Origin of the sequence: Amycolatopsis sp. Poz14, from assembly GCF_006704225.1 — a bacterium.
Lineage (GTDB): Bacteria > Actinomycetota > Actinomycetes > Mycobacteriales > Pseudonocardiaceae > Amycolatopsis > Amycolatopsis nivea.
Window position 1 is genome coordinate 6,395,101 of sequence record NZ_JACLHD010000001.1, and the last position, 17,150, is coordinate 6,412,250.

General features: G+C 71.4%; 18 protein-coding genes. 11 read left to right on the top strand and 7 right to left on the bottom strand.

Going from position 1 to position 17,150, the window contains the following annotated elements:
• The first annotated feature begins 243 nt into the window (after positions 1-243).
• Entirely contained in the window at positions 244-1,128 is an 885-nt protein-coding gene (lepB, locus tag FKO37_RS29935) for a signal peptidase I (protein WP_037814339.1), read from the top strand.
• 94 nt (positions 1,129-1,222) lie between these two features.
• On the opposite strand, the gene FKO37_RS29940 is transcribed toward lepB, so the two are convergent.
• The gene (locus FKO37_RS29940) at positions 1,223-1,678 is read right to left on the bottom strand and encodes a nuclear transport factor 2 family protein (RefSeq protein ID WP_063762885.1); all 456 of its coding nucleotides are present in this window, start codon (positions 1,676-1,678) and stop codon (positions 1,223-1,225) included.
• 149 nt (positions 1,679-1,827) lie between these two features.
• Here FKO37_RS29940 and FKO37_RS29945 point away from each other — a divergent pair, with 149 nt between their 5' ends.
• On the top strand, positions 1,828-2,319 hold the full coding sequence (locus FKO37_RS29945; RefSeq protein WP_043838065.1) for a hypothetical protein: 492 nt from the start codon (positions 1,828-1,830) through the stop codon (positions 2,317-2,319).
• A gap of 42 nt (positions 2,320-2,361) precedes the next feature.
• On the opposite strand, the gene FKO37_RS29950 is transcribed toward FKO37_RS29945, so the two are convergent.
• The 3 genes from FKO37_RS29950 to FKO37_RS29960 all read right to left on the bottom strand — a co-directional run bounded on the left by FKO37_RS29950 (position 2,362) and on the right by FKO37_RS29960 (position 5,052).
• Complete coding sequence (locus tag FKO37_RS29950) at positions 2,362-2,991, bottom strand: DsbA family oxidoreductase (RefSeq protein ID WP_043838067.1); 630 nt, start codon at positions 2,989-2,991, stop codon at positions 2,362-2,364.
• Positions 2,992-3,040: 49 nt separating this feature from the next.
• Positions 3,041-4,072 (bottom strand): DUF3592 domain-containing protein, encoded by a 1,032-nt coding sequence (locus FKO37_RS46995; protein ID WP_238606642.1) that lies wholly within the window; start codon positions 4,070-4,072, stop codon positions 3,041-3,043.
• 122 nt (positions 4,073-4,194) lie between these two features.
• On the bottom strand, positions 4,195-5,052 hold the full coding sequence (locus tag FKO37_RS29960) for a DMT family transporter (RefSeq protein WP_238606643.1): 858 nt from the start codon (positions 5,050-5,052) through the stop codon (positions 4,195-4,197).
• 84 nt (positions 5,053-5,136) lie between these two features.
• On the opposite strand from FKO37_RS29960, the gene FKO37_RS29965 reads away from it, so the two are divergent.
• Both FKO37_RS29965 and msrA read left to right on the top strand, forming a co-directional pair.
• Positions 5,137-6,024: a LysR family transcriptional regulator gene (locus FKO37_RS29965; protein WP_238606644.1), complete on the top strand. Its 888-nt coding sequence runs from the start codon at positions 5,137-5,139 to the stop codon at positions 6,022-6,024.
• A gap of 38 nt (positions 6,025-6,062) precedes the next feature.
• Positions 6,063-6,563, top strand: coding sequence for a peptide-methionine (S)-S-oxide reductase MsrA (gene msrA, locus FKO37_RS29970; RefSeq protein WP_238606645.1), 501 nt, complete (start codon positions 6,063-6,065; stop codon positions 6,561-6,563).
• Between the two features lies 1 nt (position 6,564).
• On the opposite strand, the gene FKO37_RS29975 is transcribed toward msrA, so the two are convergent.
• On the bottom strand, positions 6,565-7,785 hold the full coding sequence (locus FKO37_RS29975) for an MFS transporter (protein WP_238606646.1): 1,221 nt from the start codon (positions 7,783-7,785) through the stop codon (positions 6,565-6,567).
• Positions 7,786-8,109: 324 nt separating this feature from the next.
• Between FKO37_RS29975 and FKO37_RS29980 the strand changes: the two genes are divergently transcribed.
• Genes FKO37_RS29980 through FKO37_RS30000 form a run of 5 tightly spaced genes read left to right on the top strand, consistent with a single transcriptional unit; the run spans position 8,110 to position 13,254 of the window.
• Positions 8,110-9,687, top strand: a complete 1,578-nt coding sequence (locus FKO37_RS29980; RefSeq protein WP_238608353.1) for an ABC transporter substrate-binding protein — start codon at positions 8,110-8,112, stop codon at positions 9,685-9,687.
• A complete protein-coding gene (locus FKO37_RS29985) occupies positions 9,684-10,643 on the top strand; it encodes an ABC transporter permease (RefSeq protein ID WP_238606647.1) in 960 nt (319 codons plus the stop codon). The genes FKO37_RS29980 and FKO37_RS29985 overlap by 4 nt, the downstream gene beginning before the upstream one ends.
• Positions 10,636-11,460 carry an ABC transporter permease gene (locus FKO37_RS29990; protein ID WP_238606648.1) on the top strand — a complete coding sequence of 275 codons (825 nt, stop codon included), beginning with the start codon at positions 10,636-10,638 and terminating at the stop codon, positions 11,458-11,460. The genes FKO37_RS29985 and FKO37_RS29990 overlap by 8 nt, the downstream gene beginning before the upstream one ends.
• Positions 11,461-11,463: 3 nt before the next feature.
• Positions 11,464-13,044 carry an ABC transporter ATP-binding protein gene (locus FKO37_RS29995; protein WP_238606649.1) on the top strand — a complete coding sequence of 527 codons (1,581 nt, stop codon included), beginning with the start codon at positions 11,464-11,466 and terminating at the stop codon, positions 13,042-13,044.
• Between the two features lie 6 nt (positions 13,045-13,050).
• Complete coding sequence (locus FKO37_RS30000; protein WP_199817717.1) at positions 13,051-13,254, top strand: hypothetical protein; 204 nt, start codon at positions 13,051-13,053, stop codon at positions 13,252-13,254.
• 113 nt (positions 13,255-13,367) lie between these two features.
• On the opposite strand, the gene FKO37_RS30005 is transcribed toward FKO37_RS30000, so the two are convergent.
• Positions 13,368-14,345, bottom strand: coding sequence for a zinc-binding dehydrogenase (locus FKO37_RS30005; protein WP_037814353.1), 978 nt, complete (start codon positions 14,343-14,345; stop codon positions 13,368-13,370).
• Positions 14,346-14,440: 95 nt separating this feature from the next.
• Here FKO37_RS30005 and FKO37_RS30010 point away from each other — a divergent pair, with 95 nt between their 5' ends.
• Together FKO37_RS30010 and FKO37_RS30015 are read left to right on the top strand one after the other, a co-directional pair.
• Positions 14,441-15,463 (top strand): LLM class flavin-dependent oxidoreductase, encoded by a 1,023-nt coding sequence (locus FKO37_RS30010; RefSeq protein WP_238606650.1) that lies wholly within the window; start codon positions 14,441-14,443, stop codon positions 15,461-15,463.
• A 25-nt stretch (positions 15,464-15,488) separates the two neighbouring features.
• Positions 15,489-16,268, top strand: coding sequence for a nitroreductase/quinone reductase family protein (locus tag FKO37_RS30015; RefSeq protein WP_238606651.1), 780 nt, complete (start codon positions 15,489-15,491; stop codon positions 16,266-16,268).
• Here FKO37_RS30015 and FKO37_RS30020 read toward each other — a convergent pair.
• Positions 16,265-17,131 (bottom strand): aminoglycoside phosphotransferase family protein, encoded by an 867-nt coding sequence (locus FKO37_RS30020; RefSeq protein ID WP_308196551.1) that lies wholly within the window; start codon positions 17,129-17,131, stop codon positions 16,265-16,267. The two genes, FKO37_RS30015 and FKO37_RS30020, sit on opposite strands and share 4 nt — an antisense overlap.
• Positions 17,132-17,150: the final 19 nt, after the last annotated feature.

Here is a 17,150-nt window from a genome sequence, read left to right on the forward strand (position 1 = left end):
GTCGCGGAATTCGTCGAGCAGCTGACCCCACTCGACCGACGCCCCACTCCGGTCTCGCCGTGACGCAAACCGTGCCGCGGCGCTCCGGCTGGCGCTGGATTCCGGAATCCGTCCCCGGTTCCGGCCCGTTTTCCTTCCCCGCGGGCGAATTCTCCGGTTGCCGTCCCGCTCACCGGCACGACCCCCCGATCGTGGCCGCGCGCGGTCCGCCGCCGGGCGCGCGGATCTGGGTAGCCTGACGGCGTGGCCGACCCGATCCCCCCAGCCCCCGCCCCCGGCGAGTCCGGATCCGACCGTCCCGGCGCGGAGGAGCCGCCCAGGAAGGGGCGGCGCAAGCGCCCGTTCTGGCAGGAGCTGCCGATCCTGATCGGGATCGCGCTGGTGCTGACGATCCTGATCCAGCAGTTCGTCGCGAAGGTGTTCCTGATCCCGTCGGCGTCGATGGAGACGACGCTGCACGGCTGCGACGGCTGCTTCGGCGACCGGGTCGTCGTCGACCGCGTCACCTACGACTTCACCGACCCCGCCCCGGGCGACGTCATCGTCTTCCGCGGCCCGCAGCCGTGGACCGCTAACGAGATCGCGCCGCAGGAGTCGGGCAACTTCTTCACGAAGACGTTGCGCGGCCTCGGTTCCCTCGTCGGCTTCGCGCCGCCGGACGAGCGCGACTTCGTGAAACGCGTGATCGCCGTCGGCGGCCAGACCGTCCAGTGCTGCGACCCGCAGGGCCGCGTCCTGGTCGACGGCAAACCGCTCGACGAGCCGTACGTGCACTGGCTCGACCAGCCGCCGACGGCGCGGCAGACCTTCGCCCCGGTCACCGTCCCGAAGGGCAGCCTCTGGGTGATGGGCGACAACCGCGAGAACTCGTGCGACTCCCGCTGCCAGGGCGGCGGCGGGGTGAACGGCACCGTTCCGGTGGACGACGTCATCGGCAAGGCACGGGTGATCGTCCTGCCGCCGTCGCGCTGGGGCGGCGTCAGCGACCACGACCCGCAAGCCGCGCCCGCCGCTCTCGGGGCCCCCGCGTGGCAGCAGGGAATCCCGCTCGGGGCCGGGGCGCTGCTGGCGTTCCCGGCCCTCGCCGCCGGGCGCGGCCTGCGGCGGAAGCTGAGCAAACAGGACTGAACCCTCACGGGCGTGCGTGAGGGTTCCCCTGACGGAATCAGATTCCCTCAGGGTTCCCCTCACGTACTGCCGCGAGCGAGGTCTGGACCACCCGTTACCCGGCGGAACTGGCCGCCCGCACGACGTCCATCCGCAGATGCCGCGTCAGGTCCCCGGTCATCTGCAGCACCGGCGTCCGCTCCGCGAACAGCCACTCGTCCCCGCGCCGGACGAACCGGTCGTCGTAATGCCCGGCGGCGATGGGTTGCAGCGGAAAGCCTTCCGCGGCTTGGAAAACGGTGAAGTAGCTGTGCGCGGAAGCCGTGTCCTCCCCCGCCGTGATCCGGACGTTCGTCGTCACGTGGCGGGTCCTCGGCGTGCCGTCGGGATGGATGACCAGGATGGCGCGGAACCAGTTCTCCACGGCCTCCCGCCCGGTCCGGCCGCCGCCGCTGTGCAGGGTGCCGTCGCGGAACAGTTCGCCCACTCCGGCCAGATCGCCCGCGTCGATGCGCGCGGCGTAGGTCATGATCAAGTCCTGGATCGCCCACCGGGCCGACTCTGCCGACATCGGGCCAGCATAGGAGTTCCGCGGCGGAGGCGCGTGACCTGCGGTTCTCCCGGACACCGCCCTCCCGCCGCAGCGCGGTGCGGCGACGGTGGCATGATGCCCGCACGGTCCCGGCCGATCGGACCGCTCGCCGAGGAGGAAGGTGACGCTTGAGCACGCGCACTACCCAGGTGGACGACCTCCGGCTGGTGGCGCAGCCGAGCGCGGTCCCGTGCACCGAGCTGTTCGTCCGCCTGATCCTGACCGACTGGTCCCTGATGCCGATGTTGGAGCAGGTCACGAACGCCGCGGTCCGGCTCGTGGGCGACGTCGTCGACCAGAGCAGCCCGTCCGCGCCCGCCTTCGTGACCGTCCGGCTGCAGCTGCGCGGGGACCGGCTCGTCATCGAGGTCGACGACGACCTCGTCGCCCCGACCCCGCCGCGCGACGAACGGATCGGCGTACGCCCCGGCGAACGCGGCGGCCGCACCACGTGGTGCGAACTGGCGCTGCCCGGCGGGATTTCCGCCGGACAGGTCCGCCTCCCGCGCCGAGGCGACCGCCGCACGCTGGTGGACGAACCCGTGTCCGGCGAACCCGTCACCGCGGACCCGCAGGTGCTCGAACGTCTGCTCAACCGCCTCAGCACCTGGTCCGAATAACCGCACCGGAACCGACGCCCGGCTGCTCCCCAGCAGCCGGGCTCAGCTCCCCGCAGACGCCGCCCAGGCCTTCTCCAACGCCTGCGCGAAAACCTCCACCGACTGCCCGCCGGACACCCCGAACCGTCGTCCCAGCACGAAAAACGGCACTCCTCCCGCGCCCAGTTCCGTGGCTTCGCGTTCCTCGGCCCGCACCGCCTCCGCGTAGCGGGACGGGTCCGCCAGCACCGCTTCGGCCTCGCTGCGCGGCAATCCGGCTTCCTCGGCGACATCGGCCAGCACGTCCGAAGTGAACACCGGCCGAGCCTCGGCGAAATTCGCGCGGAACAACGCCGACACCATCTCGTTCTCCAGCCCCTTTTCGCGGGCCAGGTGCAGCAGGCGGTGCGCGTCGAAGGTGTTGCCGATCTCCCGGTCCGTCCGGTAGCCGAGCCCTTCCGCCGCCGCGAGCCCGGCGACCCGCTGCTCCATCTCGGCGGCCTGCGGCCCGTACTTCGCGGTGAGCATGTCCAGCAACGGCTCGGTCCCGGTCTTGCCGGGGTCCAGTTCGAACGACCGGTACGTCACGGTCACCTCGTCCCGGTGCTCGAATCCGGCCAGCGCCTTCTCGAACCGCGCCTTCCCGAGGTAGCACCACGGGCACACGACATCGCTCCAGATCTCCACCTGCATGCCGCCAGCGTAGAACGTCTTCCGCCGCGCATCGGGAGGCGAGGTCGGATCACCGCACCAGGTCGGACCAGCGCCAGACTCGCTCGGACTCGGCGACGGCGGGCATGGCGTTCGGCCGTTGCCTCCACCGGCCGTGCGAGAACAGCACGACCATGTCCCGTCCCGTTCCGCCCACCCAGGCCGGCGTTTCCTGCACGACGGCACACCCGCGAGTCGACATGCCTTGGCGCAAGCGGATTCCGGAGCCGTCTCGGTACCGCACCAGGACGACCGGTCCACGCCGGGACCTGCGCGCGGGGTCGGGCACGACCGTCACCTCCGCCGCCCGCCAACCGGTACGGCGCACTTCCCGGTGCCGCCGGCGCCACCCCACGGCCGCCACCAGCGCGAAAGGCAAGCAGACCACAGCCAGAATCCCCGGCACCACAGAAAACCCGACGAGAGCCTGGTTGTCGTTCTGCTCCTCGGTGGTCCGCACGTCGTCGGGGTCCGCCGGGTCGTAGACCACCGTCACGCTTTCGCCCGGCGAGTAGCTCCGGCCGGAGTTCCGCACGATCTCGGCAGTCCAACTCGTGCCGCCTGCCGCGTAGCGCACCCGCATCGACGAAGCCCCGCGCCCGCCCACGGGGTCGTCGACGCTCAGCACCTCCCCCGCGGTCCGGGCCCCCGTAGCCAGCAGGGTCTCCGCCGACGACTCCATGCGGACCATTCCCACGACGCATCCGACGAGAACGACGAACCAGCACCCCGCGAATCCCCACGCCCTGACGCCGGCGCGGCGCAACCGCCGGATCTCGGCGTCCAGGTCGATCGCCGCCTGCCCTTCGTGCTTGCCGCGCGACGGCAGCCACCGCCTGTCCGCCCGCGCCGAGACCCGGCCGTCCGGCCGACCGGCACGGAAGACGCCGAACACCGCCAAGGACAATGACCCGGCGAGAACGGCGAAGTCGGCCGCCAGCTCACCGTCTTCCAGCACGTAGCGGGGGTACAGCAGCGACCAGGCTGTCCCGGCGGTGAAGACCGCGAACGCCAGCACGCCCAGCACCGCAGCAACGAGCCACCACCGCGACGTCCCCCGCACAGCCCGGCCCCCCGCCCAGTCGCATCGACCAAGAATAGGCCCGAAAACCCCTCGGGGACCAAGCGATTCTCCGCCGGACAGCGCGGGGCTTCACCCGTGGCCCGGAGGTTCTCGGACCCGCCCTAGACCGCGGTCTTCACCGGCTCCCGCGCCCCGGTCCGTTCCGCGCCGATGCCCGCGGCCACCACGAACGCGATCCCGGCAGCGGCGGCGACGTTCGGCACCTGGTGCAGCACGATCAAGCCGAGCACGAGGGCGATCGCCGGTTCCAGGCTCATCAGCGTCCCGAACGCCGAGGCCGTCAACCGGCGCAGCGCCAGCATTTCCAGGCTGAACGGCACCACCGGCACGAGCACCGCGAGCCCGAGCCCGGCGAGCACCAGCGGCCAGGTCAGGTCGCCGACCACCGCCGGGGCGTGCACGAAGGTGGCGACCAGACCGGCCACCGGCATCGACACCGCCAGCCCGCGCAGGCCCGACACCTCGTCGCCGACCCGTTGCGTCAGCACGATGTACGCGCCCCAGCACACCGCCGCCGCGAGCGCGCAGCCGACGCCGATCAGGTCGGTGCCGCCCTGCCACGGCTGGGTCAGCAGCACCACTCCGGCCGCCGCCAGCACCGGCCACACCCGGGTTCCGCCGCGGCCGCGCACGATCGCGACGGTGAGCGGGCCGAGGAATTCCAGCGCGCTCGCCGTGCCCAGCGGCAACCGCGTCGCGGCGACCATGAACAGGATCGTCATCCCGGCGGTCGCGAACCCGAGCACCACGCACGTCAGCAACGCAGGACGGCGGAACGCCGACGGCCGCGGCCGCACGAGCACCAGGAGCAGCACGCCGGCCCACGCGAGCCGCAGCCACGCGACGCCGGTCGGCCCGATCTGGTTCGCGAGGCTGACCGAAACCGCCAGTCCGAGCTGGACGGACAGCATGGCGCCGACGGCGAGGACGACACCGGTCCGGGGAGTGGAGGGAAGCACGCTGTCCAGGAGAACCCATCGGGACCGTTCGTGTCCACGTGCCAATCCTGGACGTACCGTCCGGATATCCTGGACAATCGGGCGATGGACACCCGCAGGCTGCAGTTCCTTCTCGAGTTGTCGCGGCTCGGCTCGATGCGTGCGGTCGCGGACGTGCTCGAAACCACAACGTCGACCGTCTCCCAGCAGATCTCGGTGCTGGCCAAGGAAACCGGCGTCGCGCTGCTCGAACCGGACGGCCGCCGCGTGCGGCTCACTCCCGCCGGGCGACGGCTCGCCGAGCACGCCGTGACCATCCTGGGCGCGGTCGAGGCCGCCCGGGTCGACCTCGATCCGGAAGCCGAACCCGCCGGGACCGTGCGGGTCGCGGGGTTCGGGACCGGCGTGCGGCACGCGGTGCTCCCGGTCGCGGATCTCCTCGCGCAGCGCCATCCGCGAGTCCGTGTCGTGATCAGCGAGCACGAGCCCGCCGAAGCGCTCGCCCAGCTCCGGACCGACGACGTCGACCTCGCCCTCACCTACGACTACAACCTCGCGCCGGCACCCGCCGATCCGTCGCTCGCCGTCCGTCCGCTGTGGACGGCGCCGTGGGGTCTCGCGGTGCCGCGCGTGGACGCGAAACGGTTGCGAGGCAACGGAACGCTGGAGGTCTTCGCCGCGTTCCGCGACCGCGACTGGATCGGCAACTCCCGCAACGGCGCGGACGAGACGGTCGTCGGGACGCTGGCGTCGATGGCCGGGTTCGCGCCGCGCTTCACCCACCGCGCGGACAACCTCGACCTGGTCCAGGACCTGATCGCCGCGGGCGGCGGGGTCGGCCTGCTGCCCGAGTCCTGGCCGACCCGGCCCGACGTCACCGTCGTGGCGCTGACCGGGCCGGACGTCCGGCTGCGGGCCTTCGCCTGCACCCGCCACGGGCGCGACGCGTGGCCGCCGCTCGCCCTCGTCCTCGGGCTGCTGCCGGGCGACTAGCATGGCGGCGGAAGCGGTTCGGGCACGGAGGAGGCGAAATGGCAGAAGAAAAGGCGATTCTGGCCGGCGGGTGTTTCTGGGGCATGGAGGAGCTGTTCCGCCACCAGCCCGGTGTGACCGCGACCCGCGTCGGGTACAGCGGCGGCGACGTGCCGAACGCGACCTACCGCAACCACGGCACGCACGCCGAAACCATCGAGGTCACCTACGACCCGGACCAGACTGACTTCCGCGCGCTGCTCGAGTTCTTCTTCCAGGTCCACGACCCCAGCACCAAGAACCGCCAGGGCAACGACATCGGCGCCAGCTACCGCTCCGCCATCTTCTACACCACCGACGAGCAGAAGCAGATCGCCGAAGACACCATCGCCGACGTCGACGCCTCCGGACTCTGGCCGGGCAAGGTCGTCACCGAGGTGACGCCCGCCGGGGACTTCTGGGAAGCCGAACCGGAGCACCAGGACTACCTGCAGCACTACCCCAACGGCTACACCTGCCACTTCCCGCGTCCCGGCTGGAAGCTGCCGAAGCGCGCCTGACTCAGCGCGCCATCGCGGCCTCTGCGTCCCGGAACGCCGCCGGGGTCAGCTGCCTCCACACGAGCGTCGTGCCGAGCAGCTGGACCGCCGCCGCCATCACCCACACCCCGCGCAAGCTCCAGTGCACGGCCACGAACCCGCCCGCGAGCGCGCCCAGCGGCGTCAGGCCCCAGGCGAGCGCTCGGTGGCTGGTCAGCACGCGCCCGAGCAGCTCCGACGGCGTGAACCGCTGCCTGCTGGACTGCGAGCACACGTTCCAGATCAACGTCGTCGAGGTCAGGAAGATCAGCACCGCGCCGACCAGCACCGGCCACGGCGGCACGATCGCGATCAGCAGCTGGCTCAGCACCGCGCACACCTGCGCGATCCGCATCGCCGTCGAGTAGCCGAACCGCCGCACGAACCGGTCCACGAAGAACGACGACGCGACCCAGCCGACCGCCAGGCAGGCCAGCAGCACGCCGTACCCGAACGGCGCGAGATGCAGTTCCTGCGTGGCGTAGAGGACGAGCATCGAGTTGCCCGCCGCCGCCGCGAACGACCCCAGCGCGACCGTGATGGTGATCGAGCGCAGCAACGGCGTGCCGACTAGATAGCGCAGCCCGGCCGTGAGGTCCTTCAGCGGATGCGCGGGCGTACTCACCGGTTTCGCCGACGGGATCCCGCGCGCGAGCAGCAACGCGACCAGGGCAGCGACGGCCGCCAGCCACGCGGGCAACCCCGCGCTGATGCCGATCAGCAGCCCAGTCGCCGGAGGCACCACGAACTGGACCATGCCGCGGTCGATCACCTGCAGCCGGGAATTGGCCATGTTGAGCTGATCCGGCGTGACGACCTCGGGGACCACCGAGCCCGCCGCGCCGTCGCCGAACACCTGCGCCGTCGTGAGCACGAACGCCACCACCAGCAGCGCGGGCAGGCTCAGCGAACCGGTGGAACCGAGCAGCGCCAACGTGAGCGCGGCGACGATCTGCACCGCGTAGGCGGAAGCGAGCACGGTCGTCCGCCGGACCCGGTCGATCACCACCCCGGCGAACAGCGAAAGCAGCAGCCACGGCGCCTGTCCGGCGACGTTCACCAGCGACACCGCACGCGGGTCGGTGGTGATCGACACGGCCAGCAAGGGCAGTGCCGCGAGCAAAAGCCCTTCACAGGTCGAACCCGACACCGCCACCGCTTGCAGCCGGACCCAAGCCGGCCCGCTCCCACCCCGCCCCGCCATGTCCGCCAGTCTCCCCCGCGCCGCAACCGGTTTTCCGCAGCGCACCGCCGGATGCTCCCGTTCCCCGGACCTTCTCGCCGAACAAAACCCCTCCGGTTATCACGCGGGCGCGGGCCACGCCTTTCCTTGTCCGTCAACCGGAACCGGCGCGCCCGGCCGGATCGCGGGACACCGGCTCACCTGCTGGGACAGGCTTCAGCGCACCGCCGCGAACGGGTGAGCTGGACGCATCCGTTCCGTCCCCGCTGGAGGAATTCCGTGCCCCGCCACACCCCGCCCCGACCCGGCCGTCCCGCCCGCGCGCGGTCCCGTTCCGCCTTCGCGCTGGCCCTTCCGCTGCTGCTCGCCGCGTGCGGCACGGCGGGCGGGGCCGGCTCGCAGGACGCCGGTCCCCCGCGCCCGGGCGGCACGCTCCGGCTGGGCATCTCGTCCAATCCGGACTGCATCGACCCGCAGCAGGTCAGCACCAACGCCTCGGTGAACGTCGGCCGTCAGCTGGTCGATTCGCTCACCGATCAGGACCCGAAAACCGGCGCGATCACGCCCTGGCTCGCCGACCGCTGGACGGTCAGCCCCGATTCCACGAGCTTCACCTTCCACCTCCGCCCCGGCGCGACCTTCTCTGACGGCTCCCCCGTGGACGCCGCCGCGGTGAAGACCAGCTTCGACGGCATCAAGGCGCTCGGCGCGAAGGCCCTGCTCGGGTCCAGCTACCTCGCCGCCTACCGCGGCGCGACGGTGGTCGACCCGGCGACCGTCCGGCTCGATTTCACCCAGCCCAGCGCGCAGTTCCTGCAGGCCAGCTCCACGATGTCGCTCGGCGTGCTCGCTCCGGCGGCGTTCCGGCACACCGCCGAGCAGCGCTGCCAGGGCACCGGACTGATCGGCTCCGGTCCGTTCGTGTTCACCAGCCTCAAGCCGAACCAGAACATCGTGCTCAGCAAGCGCACCGGCTACCGCTGGGGTTCGCCGTTGTGGCGGCACCAGGGCGAGGCGTACGTCGACAAGATCGACTTCCGCGTGGTGCCGGAGCCGGGCGTGCGGTCGGGCAGCCTGACGTCCGGCCAGCTCGACGCGATTACCGACGTCCAGCCGGTGGACGAACCGCAGTTCTCCGGCAACGGGTTCGCCGAACCGGTCCGGCCGAACCCGGGCATCGTGTTCAACCTGCACGCGAACGTGACCCGCGGCGTCCTCGCCGACCAGAAGGTGCGCCAGGCGGTGTCGAAGGGCGTGAACCGGCCCGAAGTCACCAGCACCGTGCTCACCCCGAACTACAAACCCGCCACGAGTATCCTCGGCTCCGCGACGCCGCTGTACACGGATCTGTCCCAGGAACTCGCCTACGACCCGGCGGGCGCGCGGGCGCTGCTGCAGTCCGACGGCTGGCTCCCGGGCCCGGACGGGATCCGGACCAAGAACGGGCAGCGGCTCGGCGCGTCGGTGCTGTTCTCCCCGGTGTTCAACCAGAACCAGAGCGTGCTGGAGCTGATCCAGCAGCAGCTGCGCAAGATCGGCTTCGACCTGAAGATCGAGCTGCACACCAACGCCGAGGTCACCCGCCTGCAGCAGGCCGGCGACTACGATTTCCTCTGGTACAACGTCACCCGCGCCGACCCGGACATCCTGCGCCAGCAGTTCTCCACGAAGACGAACAACCGCAGCAAGCTGCCCGCGGACAACCCGCTCGACGCGTCCCTGACCGAACAGTCCGCCACCGTCGATCCCGCGAAGCGCAAGCCAGCGGCGGAAAAGGCGCAGCGGACCATCGTGGAGCAGGCCTACTCGATCCCGGTGTTCGAGCTGACGCAGGTGCTCGGCGTTGGACCGACCGCGCATGACGTGGGCTTCGAGGCTTCATCGCGGCTCCAGCTGTTCGACGCCTGGGTTTCGGGCTCGTGAAAGGGTTTCCGCTGCTTCGCCGCGTTCTGCAGGCCGTAGTGGTGCTGTGGGCGGCGTTCACGCTGTCGTTCGTCATCCTGTACCTGCTGCCCGGGGATGCGGTGCTCACCAAACTCGGCTCGGCCGAGGGCGGACCCAGCGCGTCGCCGGAGCAGATCGCCGCCCTGCGCGCCGAGTACGGGCTGGACGACCCGGTCCTCGTGCAGTACGGCAAGCACCTCCTCGCCGCGCTGCACGGCGACTTCGGCACCTCGATCGCCACCGGCGACGACGCCACCCACCAGGTCCTCGCCGCGTTGCCGCCGACGCTCGCCGTCTCCGGCTTGGCACTGGTGCTCGCGATCGTCTTCGGCGGCGGGATCGCCGTGCTCGGCACGTTCACCCGCACCCGCTGGGTGAGCCAGCTGCTGCTTTCCCTGCCGCCGCTGGGCACTTCGCTGCCGACGTTCTGGGTCGGGCTGTTGCTGATCCAGCTGTTCTCATTCCAGCTGCGGCTGTTCCCGGCACTCGGGTCGACCGGTTTCGCGTCGCTGGTTCTCCCGGCGATCACGCTCGCACTGCCGACCGGGGCGATCATCGCGCAGGTGCTGGCGAAGAGCCTGCAAACTCAGCTCGCCGAGCCGTACATCGAAGTGGTGCGGGCGAAAGGCGCGAGCCGTCGTCGAGTCCACTTCGGACACGCGCTGCGCAACGCCGGACTGCCCGCGCTCACCCTGGCGGGCGTGGTCGCGGGCAATCTCCTGGCCGGTTCGGTAGTGACCGAAACCGTGTTCTCGCGCGACGGGCTCGGCCGCGTCACGGCGTCGGCGGTGACCGCGCAGGACGTGCCGGTGGTGCAGGCGGTGATCGTGCTCGCGGCGTTCTTTTTCGTGGTGCTCAACCTGGTTGTCGACCTCGTGTACCCGTTGCTGGATCCGCGGGTCTCCGTGCGCAAGGAGGTGCCCGCGCGTGTCTGAAGCCGCGCTGTCCCAACGGTTCCTCGTCCGCCGACCCGGCTTGCTGGTGTCCGGGCTCGTGCTCGTCGCGGTGCTGATCGCGGCCTTCGCGCCCACGCTGTTCACCGGCCAGGACCCCATCACCGGCGTCCCCTCCGAACGGCTCCAAGGCCCGTCCCTCAGCCACCTCTTCGGCACCGACGAAACCGGCCGCGACGTGTTCGCCCGCGTCGTGCACGGAGCCGGGCTCTCCCTGCGCGCGACTGTGCTCGCAGTCCTCGTCGCGTTCGCCGCCGGGTCCGCGCTGGGGCTGCTCGCCGGGTTCCGCGGCGGGTGGCTCGACGCGGTCGTGATGCGGATTGTCGACGTCCTGCAGGCGGTTCCGGCGATCCTGCTGTCGCTGGCGCTGGTGACCGCGCTCGGGTTCGGCACCACGAACGTCGCGATCGCGGTCGGCGTCGCGAACCTCGCCGCGTTCGCCCGGCTGATGCGCGCCGAGGTGCTGCGGGTGCGTTCCGGCGTGTTCGTCGAGGCGGCCCGAGCGTCCGGCGTGCGCTGGGCCGGGGTGCTCGGGCGGCACGTGCTGCCCAACGCGCTGGGGCCGGTGCTGGTGCTGGCCACGGTGACCGTCGGGACCGCGGTGCTCGAAGTGTCCGCGCTCAGTTTCCTCGGGTTCGGCGCGAGCCCGCCGACGCCGGAATGGGGCGCGCTCGTGGCCGGCGGGCGCAACTTCCTGGCCACCGCTTGGTGGATGACCACGTTCCCGGGCTTGACCGTCGCGGCCGTCGTGCTGGCGGCGAACCGCGTGTCCCGGGCTCTCGACGGCGAACGGAGCTGACAAGTGCTGGAGATCAGCGAACTGGCGGTCTCGTACCGCACCTCGGGCGGCGTGGTGCCCGCCGTGCGCGACGTGAGCCTGCGGGTCGGAGCGGGCGAGATCGTCGCGGTGGTCGGCGAATCCGGGTCCGGGAAGAGCACCACCGCGCACGCCGCGATCGGGCTGCTCCCTCGCGGCGGCCTGGTCCGCCGGGGCCGGATCGCCTTCGACGGACGCGATCTGACCACACTGTCCGAAAAGGACTGGCGGCAGGTGCGCGGCACCGGGATCGCGCTGGCGCCGCAGGATCCGACGGTGTCGCTCAACCCGGTCCGGCGGATCGGCGAACAGGTGGCCGAGGTGCTGCTCATCCACCGCCTGGCCGCGCGGAACGAGGCCGACGCCCGCGCGGTGGAACTCTTACGGAGGGCCGGAGTCGACCGGCCGGAACTGCGCGCGCGGCAGTATCCGCACGAACTGTCTGGCGGACTCCGGCAACGGGTGCTGATCGCCACCGCTTTGGCAGGCAAACCGCGGCTGATCATCGCCGACGAGCCGACCAGTGCGCTGGACGTGACCGTGCAGAAGGAAATCCTCGACCATCTGGCCGAACTGGCCGCCGACGACGGCACCGCGATCCTGCTGATCACGCACGACCTGGGCGTCGCCGCCGACCGGGCCGGACGGATCGCCGTGCTGTCCGAGGGACGACTGGTCGAGGAAGGACCGGCCCGCGAACTCCTCGCCGCGCCGACGCAGGACTACACGCAACGGCTTCTCGCCGCCGCCCCGAGCCTGAGCCGCGAACCGCTCCGGCCCCGCCGCGCGGAAGGCCCGGAAGTCCTGCTGTCCGTAGAGTCGGTCTCGAAGACTTTCGCCTCGCGCGCCGGTTCGATGCAAGCCGTGGACGACGTGTCGTTCCAGCTCACGCGCGGCCGGACGCTGGCGCTGGTCGGCGAATCCGGCTCCGGCAAGACGACGACCGCACGCATGGCGGTCGGCCTGGAAACCCCGACCGCGGGCACGATCAGCTTCGACGGCCAGGACGTCACGCGGCTGTCCCCCGCCGAACTGCGCAGGCTGCGCCGCCGGTTCCAGCTCGTCTACCAGAACCCGTACGCCTCGCTGAACCCGCGCTTTTCCATCGCCGACGTGATCGGCGAACCGCTGCGCGCGTTCCGCGTCGGCGGCCGGACGGAACGGGTCGCCGAACTGGCGGACCAGGTCGCGCTGCCGTCGTCGGTGCTGCCCCGGAAACCAGCCGAACTGTCCGGCGGCCAGCGCCAGCGCGCGGCGATCGCCCGTGCGCTGGCGCTGCGTCCGGATCTCGTCGTGCTGGACGAGCCGGTGTCCGCTTTGGACGTTTCGGTACAGGCGCAGATCCTGGACCTGCTGGTGGAACTGCAGGATGGATTGGGGCTGACGTACCTGTTCATCACCCACGACCTGGCCGTGGTGCGGGAAATCGCCGATCAGGTCGGGGTGATGCGTCAGGGCAAGCTGCTCGAAGTTGGCCCGGCCGACGACGTCCTGCTGCGGCCGCGCGAGCAGTACACCCGCGACCTACTGGCGGCGATTCCCGGCGGGGAGCAGGTGCGCGCGTGACGTTAGTTGGCGAGCACCAACCGCCCGACATCCCTGTCCATTACCCACGACCTGGCCGTGGTGCGGGAAATCGCCGACCAGGTCGGAGTCATGCGCCAGGGCAAACTGCTCGAAACTGGCCCGGCCGACGACGTCCTGCTGCGGCCGCGCGAGCAGTACACCCGCGACCTCCTGGCCGCGATTCCCGGCGGGGAGCAGGTGCGCGCGTGACGTCAGGAGCGCCACTGTCCGGACCGGCCGCGCGCCCAAGATTGCGGTCCGTGAGGGGCCCCCTGAAGGAATCTGATTCCCTCAGGGGTCCCCTCACGACCGTCAAGACGCGGTCAGTGGGGGTTGGCGAGCACCAGCCGCCCCACGGCCTCGCCCGTGTCCATTCGCCGGTGTGCCTCGCGCGCCTCCGCCATCGGCAGGACGGTGACGGGCAGCCGGATCCGGCCGTCGGTGTACAGCGGCAGCACGGCGTCCGCGGCGGGGCGGGCGGGCGTGGGGTCGGCGGCCAGGAAGCCGCCCACGTTGAAGCCGACCGCGCCGATGTTCTTGCCCCACACGGCGTTCGAGTCCACCAGCGGCGCGGTCTCGCTGCCCGCGCTGCCGACGACCAACATCCGGCCCATCGGCGCGAGCAGGTCCAGCGAGGCGATCCGCAGGTCGCCGCCCACCGGGTCGACGATGATCTCGAACCGCTCGTCGCTCAGCTCGCCGAGCTCCCCGGACAGCACGACCCGGTCGAAACCGAGTTGCTTCGCCGCCTCGACCTGCTCGGGCCGCCGGACCGTGCCGACCACCTCGCGAGCGCCGAGCAGCCGCGCCACCTCGGGGTATATCGAGGCAAGCCCGCCGAGCGCGCCGTGCACGAGCACCCGCGCGTCCTTCGGCAACCGCACCGCCTCGGTGAGCGACAGGTAGGCCGTCACGGTGTTCGCCAGACCGGCCACCGCCTGCGCGCGCTCCACGCCGGTGCCCGCCAGCGGCACGACGAGCGCGGCGGGCGCGAGCTTGACGTCGGCGTATCCGCCCATTCCGGGCAGCGTGAGCGTGACGACCTCGTCCCCGACCGAGAAGCCGCTCCCCGGTCCGGCCGCGCGAATCGTGCCCGCGACCTCGAGCCCAGGCACCAGCGGCGGCTTCGGCGCGTAGTCGTACTCCGCGAGCGTCCCGCGGCGGATCAGCGCGTCGATCAGTCCCACGGACGCGTGCGAGACCGTGATGGTCACTTCCCCCGGCCCCGGAACGGGCTCGGGCACCTCGATCTCTTCGAGGACTTCGGGACCGCCGTAGCGGGTGATGGACAAAGCGCGCATGGTGCGTACTCCCCAGTGTTCAGTGTCAGCGAGCCGGAACAACCTGGTCCGGCCCGCGGTTATTCCGGCTTAGTCCGCCCGAGGAAGGATCCGCCGTGCCGAGCGAAACGCACCCGCTGCGCAAACTGGGTTTCCTGACGATCGGCCTGTTCGACGGCGACGACCCGCGGCCCGGCCACGAATCCACGCTGCGCGTGCTCGAACTCGGCGAGCAGCTCGGATTCGACAACGCCTGGGTCCGCCACCGGCACCTGCAGTACGGCATCTCGTCGCCGGTCGCGGTGCTCGCCGCCGCCACCCAGCGCACCAGCCGGATCGAACTGGGCACCGCAGTCATCCCCCTCGGCTGGGAAAACCCGCTGCGCCTTGCGGAAGACCTGGCCACCGTCGACGTCCTGTCCGGCGGGCGCCTCAACCCGGGCGTGAGCGTCAGCCCGCCGATGCATTACGAGGACGTCCGGGGCGCGCTGTACCCGGACACCGGCGACCGCGAAGACTTCGGCTACGACCGGGTGTCGCGGCTGTTGTCGCTGGTCCGCGGCGAGCCCGCGTCGACGTTCAGCGGCGTCGAAGGCATCGAGACGTTCTCCGAGCGCGTGCAGCCGCATTCGCCCGGCCTCGCCAGCCGCCTGTGGTACGGCGGCGCGAGCACCCGGTCGGCAGTCTGGACCGGACAAGCCGGGATGAACTACCTGACCAGCAGCGTCGTCCGCGCCGAGGAAGGCTCGACGGACTTCGAGCAGATCCAGCTCTCACACGTGCGCGCGTTCCGGTCGCACCATCCGGACGGGGAGCGGGCGCGGGTTTCGCAAGGCCTGGTGGTGATTCCGACCGACAGCGCCTCAGCTGAGCAGCGCGCGAAGTACGAGGATTATGCGGCAAAACGCCTGCCGCGCACGAAAACCCCGCAGGGTCCGGGCGGTCTGCTGTTCTCGCGCGACTATGTCGGCACGTCCGCCCAGATTGCCGAACAGCTCTACCGGCACGCCGCGTTCCGGGAGATCGATGAGGTCGCGTTCGCGCTGCCGTTTACCTTCGAGCACGAGGATTACGTGCAGATCCTCACCGACCTGGCCACCCGGCTCGGCCCGGAGCTGGGCTGGAAACCAGCGTCCTGACGGTGGTGAGTGCTAGCGTGGCGGAGTGCCGGATTTCACGTCCACAGTGGACATTTCGCGTCCTGCCGGAGACCAGCGCGACGCCCTGGCGTGGGCCCGGGCGGTGTGGGAAGACGCTCCCCCGCCGCTGCGGGCCTTCCTGCGCACCGGGTGGCTCGGCCTCGGCCTGACGACTCGTCTGTCGCCCGACCGGGTACTCGGCTGGACCGTCGCTTCGGCCACCCCGGACCGGGTCGTGCTCGAAGCGCCCTCGCCCCTGATGACCACCCGCAACATCGTCCACCTCGACGCGGACCGGGTGTACTGGACCACGGAAGTCACCTACAACCGGTTCCCGGCGCGCCAGCTGTGGGCCCTGGCCGTGCCGATTCACGAAAGGGTCATCCCCGCCCGGTTGCGCGCCGCCGCCGGTCGAACTCGGCCTGGCGACCTCCAGCACCGGATCGTCACGACGTTCCAGCGCCGGCTCGGCAACCCGGTCCTGTCGCGGCTGCCCGGCCAGACGCTGCTCGAAACGACCGGCCGCAGCTCGGGTCTCCCTCGCCAGACGCCGATCGGCGGCCGCCGCGTGGGTCAGGAATTCTGGCTGGTGTCGGAGTTCGGCGAACGGTCGCAGTACGTGCGCAACATCCAGGCCGACCCGCGCGTCCGGCTGCGACTGCACGGCCGCTGGCTGCGCGGGGTCGCGCGCTTGCTCCCGGACGACGACGCCCGCGCGCGGCTGAAGTCGTTGCCACGCTGGAACAGCACCGCGGTCCAGGCGTTCGGAACCGACCTGCTGACGATCCGGATCGACCTCGACTAACCGTCCGACACCACGGCCTCGATCGTGCGCCGCGCATTCGCCGCCAGCACCGGATTCGTCTCCCGGTAATACGGCAGCTGGATCAGCGCGATCGACAACGCCCAGCCCCGCCCGCGCTCCCACGTCGCGTCGTCTACCTCCACTGCCTCGCGGAACACCTCCCGCTCAGCCGCCGCGAACGTGTTCCATCCCGGGATCAGGTCGACCGCCGGATCGCCGATCCCGACTCCCGCGAAGTCCAGCACCGCGCTCAGCCCGCCGTCGTCGACCAGCACGTTTCCCGGCGACAGGTCCGCGTGCAGCCACACCGGCGCCCCGGCCCACTCCGGTGCCGCGAGCGCCTTCTCCCACGCCGCGACGTACGCCGGATCGCCGCCGAGTTGCGCGATCGCCTCCCGGGTCGGCGCGTCCCGCGTGCGCAGCGGACGGCCCCGGCTGACCTCCGGTGCTCCCGAAGTATCGAGGCCGCGCAACGCTTTCACGAACGCGCCCAGGTCCCGCGCCACCTGTGCGTCGCCGAAATCCGGGTTGACGCCGGGCAGCCAGCGCAGCACCGACCAGTCCCACTCGAAGCCCTCGCCCGGCCGTCCTTCGGCGAGCACTTCCGGCACCGCGACCGGCAGCCGCGGCGCCAGCCACCGCAGCCAGCGCTGTTCGTGGCCGATCTCGGCGGCCCCGCGTTCCAGCCGCGGCAGCCGGGCGACGAGTTCGTCGCCGAGCCGGAACATCGCGTTTTCCGTCCCCGACGAGGCGACCCGCGAGACCGCCAGCTCGGCCCACTGCGGGAATTGGGCCGCGACGAGGCGACGGACCAGGTCGTCGTCGATTTCCGCTTCATCCGCGTGCATCCGATTCATCAGCATCGAGCAAACCGCGTCGGCG

Excerpts from the sequence above, each read along its gene's own strand:
- msrA (WP_238606645.1), top strand. The coding sequence starts at position 6,063 with ATGGCAGAAGAAAAGGCGATTCTGGCCGGCGGGTGTTTCTGGGGCATG.
- FKO37_RS29975 (WP_238606646.1), bottom strand. The coding sequence starts at position 7,785 with ATGGCGGGGCGGGGTGGGAGCGGGCCGGCTTGGGTCCGGCTGCAAGCG.
- FKO37_RS29950 (WP_043838067.1), bottom strand. The coding sequence starts at position 2,991 with ATGCAGGTGGAGATCTGGAGCGATGTCGTGTGCCCGTGGTGCTACCTC.
- FKO37_RS29965 (WP_238606644.1), top strand. The coding sequence starts at position 5,137 with ATGGACACCCGCAGGCTGCAGTTCCTTCTCGAGTTGTCGCGGCTCGGC.
- FKO37_RS30005 (WP_037814353.1), bottom strand. The coding sequence starts at position 14,345 with ATGCGCGCTTTGTCCATCACCCGCTACGGCGGTCCCGAAGTCCTCGAA.
- FKO37_RS30020 (WP_308196551.1), bottom strand. The coding sequence starts at position 17,131 with ATGCTGATGAATCGGATGCACGCGGATGAAGCGGAAATCGACGACGAC.
- FKO37_RS29940 (WP_063762885.1), bottom strand. The coding sequence starts at position 1,678 with ATGTCGGCAGAGTCGGCCCGGTGGGCGATCCAGGACTTGATCATGACC.